Below are 18,691 nucleotides of genomic sequence, written 5' to 3' on the forward strand. Positions count from 1 at the left end.
AACAGGGCGGTGCAAACCGCCCTTGCTGTTCTATGAAACCCATTTTTGTTCGCGGTATCTCAATCCAACTGAGGCTGACACTGGCTATTGTGCTGTCGGTGGCACTCATGTTGGCCAACGACAGGCTTGAGCCTGTTCGTCAGTCCCTGTCTTCATTTCTCAGCCCGCTGCAGTATCTCGCTAATGTTCCCGGCCTGTTGCTGGACTGGTCAGCCGAAAGTCTGGCGACCCGCAATATGCTGGAAAAACAAAATAAAGAGCTGATGCGTCAGCAACTGCTGATGAGCGAGCGTTTGCAGCGCTTTGAACAGCTGCGTCAGGAAAACGACCGTTTGCGCGCACTGCTTGGATCTCCTGTTCATATGGACGCCCGCAAGATGGTGGCAGAAGTGATGGAGGTCGCCAGCGATCCCTATCGTCACTATGTGGTGCTGAATAAAGGCAGTGACAGCGGCGTGTTTGTCGGTCAGCCGGTGGTTGACGCCTTCGGTGTTGTCGGTCAGGTGACTCAGGTGTCCAAACTCACCAGCCGGGTGCTGTTGGTATCAGATGCCAGCCATGGTTTGCCGGTGCGGGTGACCCGTAACGACGTGCGTCTGGTGGCTAATGGTACCGGTGTGCTGGATGAAATCGAACTCAAGCACGTAGCCAAGAGTACCGACATCAAAGCCGGCGATCTGTTGGTAACTTCAGGTCTGGGACAAAGATTCCCGGAAGGCTATCCGGTTGCCCGTGTGACTCAGGTTATCAAAGATGATGGCCAGACCTATGCCAGTGTATTGGCCCGCCCATTGGCGGCACTGGACCGGATCCGTTATGTCTTGCTTATCTGGCCTGAACTTGAAACCGGTACTCCCACTGAGTTTGTAGAGCCAGATAAAGATGCTGAGGTGAAATCATGAGTTACCAGGCTGCACACGGCCGTCCGGTTGCCTGGCTGACTATGTTGCTGGGCCTGATGTTCCAGATTATGCCCTTGCCCAATCTGGTTGAGGCCTGGCGCCCTGACTGGTTGCTGCTGGTACTTATCTACTGGTCTATGGCCTTGCCCCACAGATACAATATTCTCACCGCATTTATGATGGGAATCGCCCTGGATGTGCTGCTCGGCTCTGTGCTGGGTATCCGCGCACTGGCGTTTTCTCTGGTGATCTATGTGGTAGTGCTGCACTTCCAAAGGCTGCGTAACTTCCCGTTGTGGCAGCAGGCCTTTGTGGTGGCACTGTTGGTGAGCTTCTATCATCTGGTGGTGTTCTGGGCCGAGTTTGTGATTGATGGTGCCCACTTTAACATCAGCCTGTTTTTGCCTGCCGTCGCCAGTTTATTGCTATGGCCCTGGGTATTTATGATTTTGCGTCGACTGCGACGCCACTATAAGGTGAGATAATGACTCTGGTATTGGCTTCCACCTCTCCCCGTCGTCGTGAGCTGCTGGCTCAGGCACTGTTCTCTGCTGACCATGATGGTTTTGAGCTGGTGGCGCCGGATATTGACGAGTCCCATCGCTCAGGCGAGGCACCCGCAGACTTTGTGGTGCGTCTGGCCTGTGAGAAAGCCAGTGCCGGGCTTGCATTGAGCGCTGGTGTTGATGCGCCTGTGGTGCTGGGCTCAGACACCATAGTGGTCTGTGATGACACCATTCTTGGCAAGCCGGTGGATGAACAGGACGCCGCCGTTATGCTGCGCAGTCTGTCTGGCCGTGAGCACACAGTGATGACAGCTGTGGCCGTCACCAATGGCGAACGCACTGAGTCTGAACTGGTGTGCACCAAAGTGCGCTTTTGCGAGCTGTCCGATAAGGATATTCAGGCTTATATCGCTTCCAAAGAGCCTATGGATAAAGCCGGTGCCTACGGTATTCAGGCCATAGGTGGCAGTTTTGTTGAGGCGATTGAGGGCAGTTACTCCGCCGTGGTGGGGTTGCCTTTGGTAGAAACCAGAAATCTGTTGAAACGCTTTTCTGTACTGTGATGGTGGGCTTTTGCGAGCAATCACGGCACAATTGACTACAACCAGTATGGGTTGGAGCAGTGAGTTCCCCACCGGTAGACCAACACCGCCGGTATTCCCGTAATAGATTGAATTTGACAGCCCAATTGGGCACCCGCCAGGGGTGAGTCGTGGATCGCAGCCGCAATAATAATTTAAAAACTGCCCGCAAACTGGGCTCAGAACTGCTTATCAATGTAACGCCATTTGAGGCCAGGGTTGCCCTGATCGAGCATGGCGTCCTTCAGGAAGTCCACATTGAACGCCGTATGAAGCGTGGTTTGGTGGGCAATATCTATAAAGGTAAGGTCACCCGGGTACTGCCGGGTATGCAGGCTGCATTCGTGGATATCGGCCTGGATAAAGCTGCCTTCCTGCACGCCTCCGACATAGTTCCCCACACTGAATGTGTTGCCGATGTAGAAAAAGGCAACTTTGTGGTGCGCGACATCGCTCAGTTGGTGCGTCAGGGCCAGGACATCATGGTGCAGGTGGTGAAAGATCCCCTGGGTACCAAAGGCGCCCGCCTGACCACAGATATCACTTTGCCATCCCGTTACCTGGTGTTTATGCCGGGTTCCAGCCATGTGGGTGTTTCCCAGCGTATCGAGTCCGAAGAGGAACGTGCCCGTCTGAAGAAGATTGCACTGCCCCATGTGGACGACGATGGCGGCTTTATTATCCGTACCGCGGCTGAGGGTGTAGGTGAAGAGGAGCTGTCACAGGATGCGGCTTTCCTTCGCCGGGTGTGGAAGAAGGTCAGTGAACGCCGTAAGCGTCGCGGTATCGCCTTGCTGTATCAGGATCTGCCTTTGCAGGTGCGAGTTGTGCGTGACTTTGTCGGCACTGAGCTGGATTGTATTCAGGTGGACTCAAAAACCACCCACCTCGAATTGATGGAGTTTGCCAACGAGTTTATGCCGGAAATGGCCGGTCGCATTGAACTCTACTCGGGCAAGTCACCGGTTTTCGAACTCTATGATGTTGAGAACGAGATCAAGCGGGCGCTGAACCGCAAGGTGGAGCTTAAATCAGGCGGCTATCTGATTATCGATCAGACCGAAGCCATGACCACTGTGGATATTAATACCGGGGCCTTTGTGGGTCACCGTAACCTTGAAGACACCATATTCAACACCAATCTGGAAGCGACCCAGGCTATCGCCCGGCAGCTTCGCCTGCGCAATCTGGGCGGCATCATCATTATCGACTTTATCGATATGGTGAATGATGAGCATAAGCAACGAGTGCTGGATGGGCTGCAGTCTGCGCTGGCTCAGGACAGGGTGAAGACCAATATCAGTGGTTTCTCCGGTCTGGGCCTGGTGGAGATGACCCGCAAACGTACCCGTGAAAGTCTGGAGCATGTCTTGTGTGAAGAGTGCCCGGCCTGTCGCGGTACCGGCAGCATCAAAACGGTGGAAACCGTTTCCTATGAGATTCTACGGGAACTTATTCGCCTGGATCACGCCTACAAAGTAGATGAGTTTATGTTGTATTGCTCGCCAGCGGTCTATGATCAGTTGACCAGTGACAACGGACAGCAAATTGCCGAGCTTGAAGTCTATATCGGCAAGCGCATTCGGGTTCACAGCGAGCCCATGTATGCGCAGGATAAATATGACGTGGTAATGGTGTAGTGAGCCAGTCCTCCGCTTTTGCAAAGTTTACCCGATTCTGCGGCTTTACCCTGGCCGCGGCCTTGGTGCTGTTTGCCCTGACGGTCAGCCTGATCCGTGGCTTGCTGCCTCAGCTGGACGAGGTGCGTCAGGATCTGGTGCATATGCTGGAAGCGGATTACGGCATTCACCTCGAAGTTGGCCGTCTGGAGGCTCAGTGGCAGGCATTCGGCCCGGCCCTGACGGTGACAGATCTGCAACTGCCTGAGCAGGATAAGTTACCACTGGCGCTGGATGTGAAGCAGGTTCAGGTGAAACTGGACTTCTGGGAAAGCCTGATGACACTGAGTCCTCAGGTAGAGGATGTGCTGTTTGACGGCGTCGCGGTCAAGCTGGATATCGACAGACTCAAGTCTCTCTCAAGCGGTGGCGGTGATACCAACCTGGATTGGTTGTATCGATTGTTGTTGGAACAGCTGCAGCGATTCTCCATTGCTGGCTTGTCACTGGACCTTATCAGCGCCAAACATGATTACCGACCGATTTACCTCAAAGACCTGCATTGGCTGAACAGTGGCGCAAGCCATCAGGGGCAGGGCGCTTTGTATCTTGATGCTGATGCGTCAGATAAAGAGCTGTTGACCCTAAGGGTCGATCTCAACGGCGATGGCAACCGTCCGGACACGCTCAAAGGTCAGGCTTATCTTGCGGCCCGGGCGCTGGATCTTGGCGAATGGGCATCCCGTCGTCCCAACCCCTACAATCCCAAAGCCACCTTGCCGCTGGAAGGCGTGGTTAACTTTGAAGCCTGGCTGGATCTGGGCAACCGCACTATCACCTCAGGCATGATGGCCTTTGCTCCCAGTTATCTGGAATGGCAACTGAATAAAGAAGTTCAGCGGCTGACAGTGCTGGGGGGGGAGATCAACTGGGTGCCATCAGCCCGGGGCTGGCAGATGTATACCCATGATTTGAGTCTGCAAACCAATGGTGACAACTGGCCTGATCCTCAGCTCAGCCTGACCCGCAAAGATGATGCCTTCTATCTGGAGTCGCAGCCGTTATTGGCTCAGCGCTTGCTGCCGCTGTTGCCTCTGGTACCTGGGGTCACCCTGGATGAGTTGTATCAATGGCAGGCGATGGCGCCCCATGGTGAAATTGGCCCGCTGGCACTTTACTGGCCTATGGGGCAGCAAGCTGTGGCCAAAGTGGATATCAAGCAGTTGGGTTGGAAGCCAGCTCAGGGTATTCCGGGTATCGAGTCATTGACGGCCACCTTGGGCTGGCAGAATGAACAGCTCTACTTCCAGCTGCCAAAGCAGCAGCTGATTACCGATTTTGACGGCGAGTTTGCCAAGCCGCTGAGCTTTGAGCTGGATGAGCTCAAGGGACAGTTCAACAGCTCCAGCAAAACCCTGATGTTGCCCGGACTGGTGCTGGATAACCCGGATATTCGTCTGGCTGCAGATACTCGCCTCGAGTTTGCTGATAAGCCCTTGTTGGCCCTGTCAGCAGACTTACAGATCAAGAATGCCGCCCATGCAGATCGTTATTACCCGGTGGAAGCCATGGGGCAGGATCTGGTGGATTACCTGGCTGACGCCCTGAAAAAAGGCAACAGCCCCGATGCCAAAGTGGTGTGGAACGGCGAACTGTCGGGCTTCCCTTACAAGGATAACTCCGGGGTATTCCAGGCCGGGTTCCACCTTAATGATGCCGAATTCAAATTCCAACCGGACTGGCCGGGAGTCACAGATCTCAGCCTTTACGCCCTGTTTGAAAACCTGCGCATGGATCTCTGGTTGAAACAGGGCAAGTTACTGGATGTCGACGCCAAAGGCGCCCATGTTTTTATTCCCAATATGGGCGATAAAGTGGTGCTGGGAGTGAAGGCTGACCTTAACACTCAGGCTGATAATGGCGTAGCCGTGATCAATCAGTCTCCGCTGGAGTCTGTCAGCTCGACACTGGATGTGGTGCAGCTCAGCGGCGATATTGGGGTGAAGCTGGACCTTACCATTCCGCTCTACGATGGTGGTGAGGAAGCGATTCTGGGTTGGGTAACCCTTAAAGACAATCCGCTGTTTATCAGTAAGCCCGGCATTCAGCTGGAAAAGGTAAAAGGCGTGGTTGCCTTTAACAATGACAGGGTGTCAGCTCCTGAGCTGCAGGCTCTGCTGTATGACCAGCCGCTGCAACTGGACTTTACCACTGAATCCAGAGGCGATGAGTATGCTCTGGATCTGAATCTGGCCGGTCAGTGGCAGTTGGATGCCTTACCACAGGTATTGGATAACCCCTTAAGTAATAACTATAAAGGCAGTGCCGACTGGGATGGCAAACTGACCATGATCTTCGATCAAACCGGTTATCGTTTGCAGGCCAAGGTGGATTCAGACCTTAAAGACGTTGAACTTATGCTGCCAGCGCCTTTTGCCAAACCGGCAGATGACAAGGCTTCTTTGAGCGCTGAGTTGATTGGCGACAACAAGGAAACCAATCTGAGCGTGAAGTTGGGTGATAAAGCTGAGTTCTGGGGAAGCTTTGATGCTGCCTCCGGCTCAGGATTTGCCTATTACGACCTGCTGCTCGGCCGCCTGTTCCGTCCCGGCGATCAACTGCGCCGTCAGGGGGGCCATATCCAACTGGCGCTGGATTCTGCCAGTATGGATGAGTGGATGCCTGTGATAAACAGCTTCCTGCCTGAGCAGCCCGCAGTGCCAGCGACAGAGGTGAATCTGAGTGGCAGCACCCAAGTGCCGGTGAAACCCTCTGAGCCAGTGACCTATCGTCCCGAAGTCGCTGGTGAAAGTGTTGCCATTGCAGAGCAGACCGCTCCGATTCAAACCGTACAGACAGATAAGACACCTGAGACTGCTTTAACTGAATCAAGTGAGTCGACTGACGTCGCCGGGAATGAATCCAGGCCACTGTTTCCATCATTGCAGGCCATCACAGGCGAAGTGACCAGTCTGAGTTTGCTGGGGCAAACACTGCAGCAAGTGAAACTTGATGCTGCGCCGACAGCCAATGCCTGGCGTATTAAAGGTGAGTCTCCTCAGTTTATCGGTCATGTGGACCTCTATCCGGACTGGCACAATCAGGGGCTGAAACTGGTGGCATCCCGCCTGTATCTGTCGGCCTTTGAAGATAAGTCAGAAACTGGCGAACAATCTGAGCCGCTGGGGGCAACCCAGTTACCGCCGATCGCTGCCGATGTGGATGATTTCAGGTATGACAATAAACCCCTTGGCCACCTGGTGTTGCAGGGTACACCTTCGGCAGAGGGATATGAGATCCAGACGCTGTCACTGAGCTCAGCGGACGCCACCTTGGCGGCCAAAGGTAACTGGTTCCACATAAATGGTCAGAACCTGACTGATCTTTCTTTGACGCTGAAGGCGAGTAAGTTTGATGCTTTGACCGGACGCCTGGGTATCGATCCCGGAGTAAAGGACGCTTCGCTTGATATGACGGCCAACCTGAACTGGCAGGGCGCACCCTACAATTTCTCAGTGGCCAGCCTTAACGGGGATGTGAAGTTTGACCTTGGTAAAGGGCATCTGTCCCAGATCAGCGATAAAGGCGCACGTATTTTCTCCCTGTTCAGTCTGGATTCTTTGCTGCGTAAGCTGTCGTTGGATTTCTCGGATGTATTTGGTAAGGGACTGTATTTCAACTCTTTTGGTGGTACGCTGCAGATAGACAATGGTGTGATTAAAACCACAGACACCGAGATGGAAGCTGTGGCGGGTAATATGAAAGTTCGGGGTTATACTGACCTGCGGACCGAAAGCCTGAACTATGACATCAGCTTTGTGCCACAGTTGGCGTCAAGTGTGCCCACTGTGGTCTTGCTCAGCACCAGTGCCTGGACTCTGGGTATCGGTGCCTTTGCGCTGACCAAGGTGCTTGAGCCTGTGATTGAAGTGATTTCAGAAATCCGCTTCCGCCTCACAGGGACCATGGCCGATCCCAAGCTGGAAGAGCTGGAGCGCAAGAGCAAGGAGATTGAGATCCCCGAATCTGTGCTGCCAAAGCAGCAGGTGACTGAACAGCCGACAGAGGAAGGAACGCCTCAAGGTAAACAGGCCGCACAGCCTGATACAGGTGACAAACCTGTGGAGCCAAAAACTCAGAATGAGACTGAGCCCGTGGAGTCCGGGGGCGATACCACAGTAAAATTGCTGCATTTCCCCGTTAAGGGAAAAGTACAGGGAGTGAGTAATGCAAATCAGTGTGCTGCAGTGCCAGAGCAGCCGGGATGTAAAGGACAATCTCAGGCAGCTCGAATCGCAGCTTAATCAATTGCAAACCCTATCGGGAGAACCACATCTGGTGGTGCTGCCCGAGTGCGTCTGCCTGTTTGGTGGTCACGAAAAGGAACAGCTTGCCCATGCTGGTGAGCTGACTGCCGGTCTTCATATGAGCGAACTGAAACAGGCGCTGGCTGAATTGGCCGGCAGGTTTCAGGTGTGGCTGGTTGCCGGTACCATTCCTGCTCTTGCTGAGGATGGCCGGGTTTACAGTCGCTGCTACCTGTTTGATGATCAGGGCGGTGTGCAGGGACAGTATGACAAGATGCATCTGTTCGATGTTGAGGTTGCCGATGGCACCCGCAGCTACCGTGAGAGTGACACCTTTTGTCCGGGCGAGCAGATTAGCGTTATCGATACCCCATTTGGCCGCCTCGGCCTGGCAATTTGTTATGATGTGCGCTTCCCGGACCTGTTCCGCGCCCTGCGTCTTGCCGGTGCAGAGATTATCGCACTGCCCTCCGCTTTCACCGCCGTAACAGGTGAAGCCCATTGGCAAACCCTTATTCAAGCCAGAGCGCTGGACAGTCAGTGCTTTATTCTTGCTGCCGACCAATGGGGACGCCACAATCAGGGCAGTCGGGAAACTTGGGGACAGAGCATGATTGTCGACCCCTGGGGACGAATTCTGGCCCAAATGGCGGAAGGTGTTGGCTGGGTTGAAGCCACACTGGATTTTGAAGAGCTGACCAGAGTCAGGCGTGCCATGCCCATCGTCAGCCATAATAGATTTGAGGCGCCGAAACTGAAGTCTGCGCCCACCAAGTAACTTATCCCAAGTGGATTAAAGAGAGAGTCAATGCCATTTCTAACGCAAGTAGGACAAAGTCTGTTACAGCAAGGATTGCAGCTGGACGATCTGCAGTCGTATCTGGATCTGATCCATCAGCACCAGATTGATTTTTCTGATCTCTATTTCCAGGGTAGCCGTCATGAATCCTGGGTGCTGGAAGATGGCATTATCAAAGACGGCAGCTTCCACATCGAACGTGGTGTGGGTGTGCGCGCCATTACCGGCGAGAAAACAGGTTTTGCCTACGCCGACGATATCACCCCGGAAGCCCTGACATCTGCTGCCATTGCCGCCCGCGGTATCGCCCAGAGTGGCAGTACCGGCAAGGTGCAGGCGTGGAAACGTCGTGGTGTCCATACCCTGTATGACAGTGCCGATCCAATTGCCGCCATGGAGCAGGACAAGAAGATCGACCTGCTGCGTCAGGCCGATGCCTACATCCGCAGTCTGGACTCCCGCATTATTCAGGTGGTTGTGAGCCTGTCCGGGGTGCATGAAGAGGTGTTGGTGGCAGCCAGCGACGGTACTCTGGCCGCGGATATCCGTCCTCTGGTGCGTTTTAACTGCTCAGTGATTATGGAAGACAATGGCAAGCGTGAACGTGGCGCTGCCGGTGGCGGTGGTCGCCATGGCTATGAAATCTTTATGGAGTCGGATGTCGAAGGCCTGCCAGCTTGTTTTGCCCACGCCCGCGAAGCTGTGCGTCAGGCACAGGTAGCCTTGATTGCCGTTGATGCCCCAGCCGGTGAGATGCCAGTGGTGCTGGGTGCTGGTTGGCCGGGTGTGCTGCTGCACGAAGCCGTGGGCCATGGTCTGGAAGGCGACTTCAACCGTAAGGGATCCAGTGCTTTCTCCGGTAAGATCGGCCAGCAGGTGGCTTCTGAGCTGGTGACAGTTGTGGACGACGGTACTATTGAGAACCGCCGTGGCTCCCTGAGCATTGATGATGAAGGTACCCCGACTCAGAAGACTGTGCTGATTGAGAACGGTATCCTCAAGGGCTATATGCAGGACAAGCACAATGCCGGCTTGATGGGCACAGCCCTGACAGGTAATGGTCGTCGCGAGTCCTATGCGCACCTGCCTATGCCACGTATGACTAACACTTATATGCTGGCCGGTCAGTCCGATCCAAAAGAGATCATTGGCTCTGTGAAGAAGGGTATCTATGCCCCTAACTTCGGTGGTGGCCAGGTGGATATCACCTCAGGCAAGTTTGTATTCTCCGCCTCTGAAGCCTATCTGATTGAGAACGGCGAGATCACCCAGCCAATCAAGGGCGCAACTTTGATTGGTAATGGCCCTGAGGCGATGAAGCAGATCTCTATGGTGGGTAGTGATCTGGAACTGGATAAGGGCGTCGGGGTCTGCGGAAAGGACGGACAAAGTGTGCCAGTCGGTGTTGGTCAGCCTACTTTGAAGTTGGACTTGTTAACTGTTGGGGGCACGGCTTGATCTTTGGGTTGAGCTAGCCTGAACCGCCGGGGCTATTTTCTCCCCTCGCGTTGTTGCCAGCGCCTCGTGTAGCGGACTACACGTCGTTGCTGGCGCCTAGCGAGGAATGAAAATCTCTCCCGGCCATTGTCTGATAGTTCTATCCAACACATCTCACATGTTTTTGTTGTTTAGCTTGTATTCTTTTTATTCGACCTTGAAAGCCTGTTTTCGTCCCATCATCTAGCCCAAGTGCTAAGGCTTCTTTACAAACTTCAATCGCCTCTAGGAATTTTCCATCTTCGGTATAGATGGTTGCCAGATATTGAAAAGAGGGAACTCGTGGCGTAACCCCTGCAATTTGTTTTAAATTCGGCAAAACTTTTGGAGTGTTTAAAATACTTTGTTTTGACGCTTCAATGCACTTTTGGCGGCTAATACTCAGCTTTCTGTCGCAATAAGTCAGATTGACTATGGCATTCAGAATGAAATGTCTCTCAAGGTCATTACGTTCAAATACGAGTGCTTTTTCTAACGACTTCAAATCCCCTCCATGCCAGTCTTGACGCACTGGTTGTGACATCTCTGTCGATGTTGGACCGGACTTAATTGGCTGGGTGATGGGTACAGAACACTTCTGTGATTTTTTGAAGCATGAGCTGCAAAGCGCATGGTTATTGCCATCAACGTTGACCCAATAGCGCTTTTGTTTTCGATGGCTAATTTGTTTATGGCATCGGTAACACTGAGAAAACTGAGGGGACGAATAATAAAAAATTGTCAAAATAAGCAGTAGTGGAAACCCAATTACCATTGCAATTAGATTTAATTCGTCCTTTGACATGCGCTGTTCCTGAGTTCCGAAGTTCATGGAGATTGAGATTATGTATTTGAAATCATCTTGTCACTTGATTTATATGGGGAAATTGAAGTCATTCTAGATAGTGTTCTCCATAGAATTTGGATAGGCATGTTTTTACTCAGTTCTAGCGGAACACTCCTGTCCCCGTCCGACGCTGCTGAAGGTGTTGTGGAAAATGGCGTAGCGAGGCATGGATGCCGAAGCAGTGACAGTCGAATCATGGACGAGCGTTTGTCACGTTAGTCAATTTTCGACATAAGCCTGAGGAGTTGTCAGCGTTGGTTGGGGCGTCCTTGGGGTTGTTAGGGGCGTTGGACGAGCAAGGCCCCTGACCCGGGTGTGGGTTGGAGACCCACGACTTTCTGGCAAGCGCAGCTTGCCTAACAACTAACAGCCCCTAGGCGCGTGAAGGGCAGACCCGCGATAGTAGGCAAGTCTGCCAAGCTACCCGCTTAACGATCTTGATCGGCAGGCAGGTTTTGGTGGGTAAAACATTGTCTTGTCACCGTGCCCCACTTCTTGTCCTGGTAAACATCTTCGACATAGTTGCCCGCGGTATAGTCATTGACCACATCCCGCCAGAAGCTAATGGCGTGATCAGCCCCAGCGACCTGCTTGATTTCCCATGACCCTCCCAGACGCTCAAATAAGGTTGAGATAAACCGCTTACCAACTTTGTTTTTTCGAAAGCAGGGCAGCACATAGAAATCGCATATTTCAAAGGTCGCAGGCGCCTTCTCATCAATTGCGGTTAACGCCGCAGGAATGCCTTCGAGGTAGAGCAAGTAGCCGGTTACACTGCCCTTGAGTTGAGGATAGATTTCAAACACGCCATTAGCGTCCGGTTTGTCGTCAATGATTCTGGAAAACTCAGCTCCATAGCCCTGATACAAGTTGGCATACACATGGGCATTGTTGTCATCAACGGTCACTATATTCATCATGGTTTCTCCATTACAGCTGGATCTTAATGCGCATATTCTTGCTTATCTGTGTCTCGATTAGAACCAATGGTTAACGCGGCGTGTTACCTAAAGAGAGAGTGGGATTGGTGGCCATACAATGTACAGTTATTCTAGGTCAGTTTACTGATTGAGCCCATGAATACCTATCATCACTGAGCTGTTGGCTTAAATGTTGTTGCGCCATATCAAGTGTGTTTAGAGTCGTCTCAGGCCTATGGTACGGGTATAATCCCCACCAATTACGACCAAGATTCACAGGTTTCATCGTGGCAAAAACTGCAGCAGCATTACACATTCTGGTTAAGCATCAGGAGCTTGCCGAGGACATCATTAAACAGCTCAAGCGCGGGGCGAAATTTGATGTGCTGGCCAAGCGTCACTCCACCTGCCCATCGGGCAAGAAGGGTGGCAGTCTGGGTGAGTTCAAGAAGGGGCAGATGGTGCCTGCATTCGATAAAGTCTGCTTTACTGGAGAGTTGCTGACGCCACATCTGGTGAAGACCAAGTTCGGCTGGCATGTGGTAAAGGTGTTGTACAGAACTTAAATTTACCAGCCGAATTGCTGGCAATGATCATCCCCTCAAGGTTTTATACCGAACCTGAACTCAGCCTGCCAATTGGTTGGCTACCCCTCAAAAGTCACCATGCTTAACCTTGTTTAAGCATGCCTGACTGGTAACAAACCGCAGCCAAGCTGCGGTTTTTTTATGCCTTGAAATCATCACTTAAACACACCTCAGTGTTCACAATCTGAACAGCCGCCATCGAAACCTGTGTTGCCTGGTCATACAAACTTGACATTTTTGTTATCGCAAGTATAAATGGCAACCTAAATGATAATGATTCCGATTTAAATTGTTGGTAATCTCTTAAATTCAGGACCAGTAAATGCCTCGTTTAACACCTTCTTCAATCGGGTTGGCTGTCGTCAGCGCGCTAATCTCTCCGCTGTCTGTCGCTGATGCCGCGCCAGCTGATAAATCCCGCTCCACACAAGCTGAACCTGATGTTGAGAGAATTACCGTTTATGGCCGGCATAATCAGTTAGTCACTGAGTCTGGTCTGGCGACCAAGTCAGATATGTCATTGATGGAAACCCCGGCCCCCGTGGTGGTTGTGGATAACGAACTGATCAATTCTCAGGGGGCCGACACCCTTCAGGAGTTGATTCGAAATGTCAGTGGCTTAACCCAGGCCGGTAATAACTATGGGATTGGTGATAATTTGCTGATACGTGGGTTGGGCGCCAACTATACCTATGATGGTATGTATGGCGGCGCTGGGTTGGGTAATACCTTTAACCCGACTCGCTCTCTAACCAATGTCGAGTCCATCGAAGTGCTCAAAGGGCCTGCCACAGGTTTGTATGGCATCGGCAGCGCCGGCGGTGTGATTAACCTGATTGAAAAGAAGCCTCAGTTTATCTCCAACCATGAAATCACCGCTAAGGTGGGGCAATGGGATACCTATTCGCTGGCGATCGACTCCACGGCGGGCATTACCGAAAACCTGGCGTACCGTGTTGTCGCCAAAAGTGAGCAAAGTGATGGCTACCGAGGCTTGGGTGTCGACAGAAACGAGATTTATACCTCACTCAAGTACCTGGTGGATGATGAGCAGGATCTGCTGATCTCATTTGCTTATATCGATGACTCTATCCCTGTGGACTCCATTGGTGATCCTATCCGTATTTTTAACTCTGCTTCTGTGGGCGGAAAAACGGCGTCAGAGGTGACCTGGGAGGATCTGATCAATGATCCAAAAGGGGAAGGGATCCAGCTGACTGAGGCGCAGCGTAAACAGCTGGCTGACTCGCTGGCTCCCGGTGATGGGTTAACCCCTTACCGCCTGAATGGCACAGGGCTGATTTCGCCGATGGCTGAGGCCAATAAGGGCGAAGAGGCCCGGGTTAAGCTTTCCCACACCCTCTATTTTGACGATTCTTTGTTCCTGAATCAGCAGCTGCAGTACCGGCAGTTTGAGTCTGACTACATTCGCCAAACCGGCGCATACAACTATGTGTACTGGGATCGCAGGGGCACCATCAACAAAGATCCCAGAGGCCCTCTGGTCGAAAATGGCGTGTTATATCCCTTTGCTGCCCGCCGTCAGGAGTACCGTAATACTGACGCGACTGAGAAGTCCTGGCAGTACTTTGCTGACCTGCGTTACGACTTTCAATTGGGTGAAGTCGACAACGAAATACTGCTGAATGCCAATTATGAAAACAGGGATATGCGCAACAGGTCTTACAGTATCTGGGACGGGGATTACCAACTGAAGAATAAGCAGGGCGATGTTACCTATCAGGGGAAACTGCCTTATATCTACGACATACGAAACCCCAATTGGGCACAGGGGAACTTTGAAGATTACGACCCTCTGCTAACCACAAATAATACCAAGAAGGTGATTGCCTGGGGCGTTGGTGTGCAGCATGTGGGCTACTTTGGCAATGGATTTACCACCCGGGTGGGGGTCGCCTTCAACAATATCGACCAGGAATACCAACACCTTGGGATAGACCCCAGATACCGTGCCAGCCAGGCCGCGCCGAGACCGGAAGCAGATACCTCTGACAATGGTATGACCTACAATCTTGGCGTGACCTACATGCCTACCGACGATATCGCCTTGTTTGCCAACCACTCAAAAGGGCGCACGGCCTACAGCATTACCGGCTCTCTGGTGGGGGACGGCAATGACAGAAAAGATGCTGAATCATTAAGCTATGATTTGGGGGTTCGCTATAAGCTGTTTGATGAACAAATATTAGGCTCTTTGGTGGTATTCAAGTCAGCAAACGCTAACTTACGTTACACCAATCCTGAATTTGAGGACGGCATTTCAGGCCCTGAGGTACCTCAGTATTATTACGATGGTAAGGATGAAACCACAGGGGTAGAGGTGGATGTGAATGCCTTTATCAATGAGCAGTGGAAGTTCAACATTAATGGCATATATCAGGATGCCCGTCTGAAAAATAATCCCTACAGCAGCAGTTATAACACCCGCCCCAAGGGCAGTGCATTTGTTTCGGGAAGTGCCTGGGTGACCTATTCTGCGGATTGGTTCGCACTGACAAGTCCAATCAAAATGAGCCTGGGGGCTGAATACGTGGATAAGCGTTCAGCTGAATCTGCCGCGTTCGGTATCCCGAATGGGTATATCCCCAGCTACACTGTGGTGGATTTGGCCGTCAGCTATGAAGCGGACAGTTGGAAGGTCAGTGCCAACCTGGATAACCTGCTCAACGAGGAGTACTACAGCAAAGCCTTGTTCCTCGGTGGCTTACCCGGAGAAGAGCGCAATTTGAGTGTCTCTTTCACTTATATGCTCTAGTTCCTGAATAGGGATACTTAAGCCTATGGAAATACCATAGGCTTTTTTATTTGTTTTAAGTCAATTTACCAGGGGGCCGGTGAGAATAAAATCGCCGGCCCTTTTCTTAACTGCTAACTATTGTGCTTAAAACAAGAGCCATTATTGTCAGCCTGGCTTTAATTCTTACAACGTCCGGCTGTACAACGACTCATAACTTTTACACAGGTGAAGAGGACCTCGCTTACGGCGAAGAATTTAGCCTTTTCAATACTATTATGCTGCCAGTAGCCATTGTCGGTGTTGCAGCGATCGCCTATGGTGCTTCTCAAGGAGGTGGCTCAAGCTACTCTGGCGTATCGTGTAAAGGCTATTATTGTAATTATGATGCCGCTTGGGACTATCTGCCTGGCAGCGGCGAGTATCGTTGCCGGGATACAAGTAATGGCCAGTTTGTTTACAATCATTACTGCGCTTCTCAATTGCAGCAAGATAATTGGTACTGATAGCTTTAGGTGTCAGATGCTGAAATAAGCGGAACAATTGGTGTGGCTAAGTGCGGTATCCGATAAGCTTCAACCCTTGCCTTCACCCTGAATACAATAATAAACGGCGTACCCTGAATGACAGAACTGCAAAAGATGATGAATGGCGAGCCCTTTGATGGCGGCGATGCTGAGATATGTGCCCTGCGGGATAGTGCGTATGCCCAGGTGCATGAGATAAATCAGTGCGGCAACGTTGATAAGGCTCAGCCTCTGCTGGCTGAATTGCTGGCGGCTATGGGGGAGGAGTCATTGATCCGCCCACCTTTTTGCTGTGAGTTTGGCAAAAATATTCGTGTAGGTCGTAATAGTTTCCTTAACTGTGGTGTCACTATGCTGGATGGTGCGCCCATCACTCTGGGTGACAATGTGATGGTAGGGCCCAATGTGCAGTTTTACACAGCTTCTCACTCCCTGAATCACCTTGAGCGTCGCAGCTGGGCCACCTTTTGTAAGCCTATCACGGTAGAGGATGATGTCTGGATTGGTGGCAATGCGGTGATTCATTACGGCGTGACTATAGGTGCCCGCTCTGTCGTGGCGGCCAATTCAGTGGTCAACCGCGATGTGCCGCCAGACTCTCTGGTGGGTGGGACTCCGGCCAAAGTGATTAAGCAGCTGGCATAGCTCATACCGCGATATCCCCAAGTTGTCCGGTACTTTTCAGTTGAAGCCTGTGGTAAAACCACGGGCTTTTTGCTGTCCAAAGACTCAGCCTCCAGAATAGCAGGCATTCCTATATTAACTATCGGTGCCCGTCGCAGTATTTCCCCTTGTACTGGCTGGGTTAAGGCTGCCCTCCATCGTCTTGCTCCACTGCTGTTTCAACTGACGGGCAAACGTCTGCACCAGGGCGTTGTTTATTTGTGAGCCATGGTAAACCAGCCACAGAGTCCAGCTGGGTAAAGGGTCGGTCGAGGGGATACTTTGCAGTTCAACATCGTCTTCAACAATAAAGTCCGGTAACAGACCTATGCCCGCGCCGGAACGTATCACCTGGGCCGCAGCCATATAGCAATCCACTTTAATCTGGTTATGGCATCTGTGTTTCAGTGCGCCTTGCCAGCGTTCAGCCGGCAGATGAGAGAAAGTACTGTTGAGCCCAATCCAGGTGTCAGGCTGTGGGCTGGCGTGTTTGCTTTTTGCCGGAACCAGAGTGAAATCGTTAAGCCGGATCGCCACCAGTGACTCATCAGGGGAGTTGGTGGCCCGTATCGCCATATCTGTGTGCGCCAATCTGAGGTCTTCGTGCACCGGGCTCACCTTAATATCAAAGCGAATGTCCGGATTGGCGCTGTTCAGCTTGCCAACAATCACAGAAAGGGTTGGCAGGGCGATATCACAGCAGTTGATGGTCAGATTACCTGATTGAGCCAACTGCTTTTGCTTGATCCAAAACTGAATCTGATTGTGCTGCTCTTCCATCTGTGCGGCGAAGTGACTCAGCTGCTCACCGTCTGTTGTCAGGGTTATTCTGTTGGCAGTTCGTCGGATCAAAGGAACGCCAACCACAGATTCCAGTCTGGATATCCTTCTGCAAACCTGAGAGTGGCTGATCTTGAGATGTGCCGATGCGCCCGATAGGGTACCAGCGCTCACCACGGCATTGAATATCCTGAGGTCATCCCAATTCAGCTCTGCATTATTGCAATCGCTCATTGCATTTCTCCCAATGTTCCAAAAATCATTTTGTTTCTAGAGTAGAGAAAGCTCAATCATCCATTAGAAGGAGGGCGGCTAATGAAACTCTATGATCTGGAGTTGTCCGGTAATTGCTTCAAGGTGCGTTTGTTCTGTGCCCTGACCCAGTTATCGCTGGAAGTATACGCAGTGGATTACATGGGAGGAGAGCACAAGTCAGATTACTTTCTGGGGATGAATCCTCTGGGGCAAATCCCCTTGTTTGAGGACGGCGACTTTCTGCTCAGAGACTCCCAGGCCATTTTGGTTTATTTGGCACAAAAGCACGTGTTACACGCCTGGTGGCCACAGGACGCTAAGGCTCAAGCCCAGGTGATGCAGTGGTTATCATTCGCCGCCAACGAGATTGCCAGAGGCCCAAATGATGCGAGGCTACATGACCTTTTTGGGGTTGATCTGAATGTGGGACTGGCCAGGGAGAGGGCTGAGTTTTGCGCGGCGATCCTCGATGAGCATTTGAGTAACCACAAATGGTTGGTGGGAAACGGCCCAACCATAGCTGATATCGCCTGCTATCCGTACATGGCTCTGATGCATCAGGGAGGCGTGGATGCTGCCCCCTATCTCAACCTGATGAGATGGATGGGGGATATCAGGAGTCTGGATGGATTTGTTTCTATGCCGGGAATTGAGTGATGGCTCTGGGCATCGAGATCATTGAGGTTGACCATGTGGGGATACGTGTAAAAGACCCACAGGCATCGATGGCCTTTTATCGTAAGTTGGGTTTTGACAAAGTCCTGATGCTGCCGGAGTTTAATGCCTGCGAGATGGAGAACACTGCAGGTGTCAGGGTGAATCTGATCTTCAATGGGGTCGCAACCCGGCAGCAGGGATTTAACCTGTTGCAGGATTTACCGGACAGGTACCCGGGAGTTACCCATATTGCCTGGGTGATTGATTCCATGGCGCGAGCCACAGAATTTTTTGCCAGACACAATATCGATATTACCGAGGGGCCGAAGAGGATCGGTGAACGCCGGCTGGTTTGCTTTATTCGGGATCCGGATGGCACTGTGCTTGAGTTTAATGAACTGGGTTAATCAGAAAAAAACTGCCACGCCGGGTGAGAGACCGCGAGGGTAGCCATACTCACCACGACGGGCAGAGGGGTAAATAAATCATCAGCGACAGTGTTATCAGCAG

General features: G+C 51.9%; 16 protein-coding genes. 13 read left to right on the forward strand and 3 right to left on the reverse strand.

Features of this window, described 5'->3' with window-relative positions:
- The first annotated feature begins 32 nt into the window (after nt 1-32).
- The 7 genes from mreC (at nt 33) to tldD (ending at nt 10,172) form a co-directional block, all read left to right on the forward strand.
- Entirely contained in the window at nt 33-902 is an 870-nt protein-coding gene (gene mreC, locus L2725_RS00435) for a rod shape-determining protein MreC (protein ID WP_115138296.1), read from the forward strand.
- Nucleotides 899-1,387, forward strand: coding sequence for a rod shape-determining protein MreD (gene mreD / locus L2725_RS00440; RefSeq protein WP_248933900.1), 489 nt, complete (start codon nt 899-901; stop codon nt 1,385-1,387). Before mreC ends, mreD begins: the two co-directional genes overlap by 4 nt.
- On the forward strand, nt 1,387-1,971 hold the full coding sequence (locus L2725_RS00445) for a Maf family protein (RefSeq protein ID WP_283164150.1): 585 nt from the start codon (nt 1,387-1,389) through the stop codon (nt 1,969-1,971). Before mreD ends, L2725_RS00445 begins: the two co-directional genes overlap by 1 nt.
- Before the next feature lie 149 nt (nt 1,972-2,120).
- The gene (gene rng, locus L2725_RS00450) at nt 2,121-3,629 is read left to right on the forward strand and encodes a ribonuclease G (RefSeq protein WP_248933902.1); all 1,509 of its coding nucleotides are present in this window, start codon (nt 2,121-2,123) and stop codon (nt 3,627-3,629) included.
- On the forward strand, nt 3,629-7,912 hold the full coding sequence (locus tag L2725_RS00455) for a YhdP family protein (RefSeq protein ID WP_249247055.1): 4,284 nt from the start codon (nt 3,629-3,631) through the stop codon (nt 7,910-7,912). The genes rng and L2725_RS00455 overlap by 1 nt, the downstream gene beginning before the upstream one ends.
- On the forward strand, nt 7,836-8,693 hold the full coding sequence (locus L2725_RS00460) for a carbon-nitrogen hydrolase family protein (protein WP_249247056.1): 858 nt from the start codon (nt 7,836-7,838) through the stop codon (nt 8,691-8,693). Before L2725_RS00455 ends, L2725_RS00460 begins: the two co-directional genes overlap by 77 nt.
- A 30-nt stretch (nt 8,694-8,723) precedes the next feature.
- Nucleotides 8,724-10,172 carry a metalloprotease TldD gene (gene tldD / locus L2725_RS00465; protein ID WP_249247057.1) on the forward strand — a complete coding sequence of 483 codons (1,449 nt, stop codon included), beginning with the start codon at nt 8,724-8,726 and terminating at the stop codon, nt 10,170-10,172.
- A gap of 139 nt (nt 10,173-10,311) precedes the next feature.
- Here tldD and L2725_RS00470 read toward each other — a convergent pair whose 3' ends face one another.
- Nucleotides 10,312-10,995 carry a hypothetical protein gene (locus L2725_RS00470; protein WP_249247058.1) on the reverse strand — a complete coding sequence of 228 codons (684 nt, stop codon included), beginning with the start codon at nt 10,993-10,995 and terminating at the stop codon, nt 10,312-10,314.
- 470 nt (nt 10,996-11,465) lie between these two features.
- Nucleotides 11,466-11,957, reverse strand: coding sequence for a GNAT family N-acetyltransferase (locus tag L2725_RS00475; protein WP_249247059.1), 492 nt, complete (start codon nt 11,955-11,957; stop codon nt 11,466-11,468).
- A gap of 287 nt (nt 11,958-12,244) precedes the next feature.
- On the opposite strand from L2725_RS00475, the gene ppiC reads away from it, so the two are divergent.
- The 4 genes from ppiC (at nt 12,245) to L2725_RS00495 (ending at nt 16,471) form a co-directional block, all read left to right on the forward strand.
- On the forward strand, nt 12,245-12,523 hold the full coding sequence (gene ppiC / locus L2725_RS00480) for a peptidylprolyl isomerase PpiC (protein ID WP_248933907.1): 279 nt from the start codon (nt 12,245-12,247) through the stop codon (nt 12,521-12,523).
- A 343-nt stretch (nt 12,524-12,866) separates the two neighbouring features.
- Nucleotides 12,867-15,320, forward strand: coding sequence for a TonB-dependent receptor (locus L2725_RS00485; protein WP_249247060.1), 2,454 nt, complete (start codon nt 12,867-12,869; stop codon nt 15,318-15,320).
- Between the two features lie 122 nt (nt 15,321-15,442).
- On the forward strand, nt 15,443-15,805 hold the full coding sequence (locus tag L2725_RS00490) for a hypothetical protein (RefSeq protein ID WP_249247061.1): 363 nt from the start codon (nt 15,443-15,445) through the stop codon (nt 15,803-15,805).
- 117 nt (nt 15,806-15,922) lie between these two features.
- Nucleotides 15,923-16,471, forward strand: coding sequence for a sugar O-acetyltransferase (locus L2725_RS00495; RefSeq protein ID WP_249247062.1), 549 nt, complete (start codon nt 15,923-15,925; stop codon nt 16,469-16,471).
- A 114-nt stretch (nt 16,472-16,585) separates the two neighbouring features.
- Here L2725_RS00495 and L2725_RS00500 read toward each other — a convergent pair whose 3' ends face one another.
- Complete coding sequence (locus L2725_RS00500; protein ID WP_249247063.1) at nt 16,586-17,503, reverse strand: LysR family transcriptional regulator; 918 nt, start codon at nt 17,501-17,503, stop codon at nt 16,586-16,588.
- Between the two features lie 81 nt (nt 17,504-17,584).
- Here L2725_RS00500 and L2725_RS00505 point away from each other — a divergent pair, with 81 nt between their 5' ends.
- Both L2725_RS00505 and L2725_RS00510 read left to right on the forward strand, forming a co-directional pair.
- Nucleotides 17,585-18,181 (forward strand): glutathione S-transferase family protein, encoded by a 597-nt coding sequence (locus L2725_RS00505; RefSeq protein WP_249247064.1) that lies wholly within the window; start codon nt 17,585-17,587, stop codon nt 18,179-18,181.
- The gene (locus tag L2725_RS00510; protein WP_249247065.1) at nt 18,181-18,588 is read left to right on the forward strand and encodes a VOC family protein; all 408 of its coding nucleotides are present in this window, start codon (nt 18,181-18,183) and stop codon (nt 18,586-18,588) included. Before L2725_RS00505 ends, L2725_RS00510 begins: the two co-directional genes overlap by 1 nt.
- The last annotated feature ends 103 nt before the right edge of the window (nt 18,589-18,691 follow it).

It is taken from the genome of Shewanella corallii, assembly GCF_023349125.1.
Taxonomy (GTDB): Bacteria; Pseudomonadota; Gammaproteobacteria; order Enterobacterales; family Shewanellaceae; genus Shewanella; species Shewanella corallii.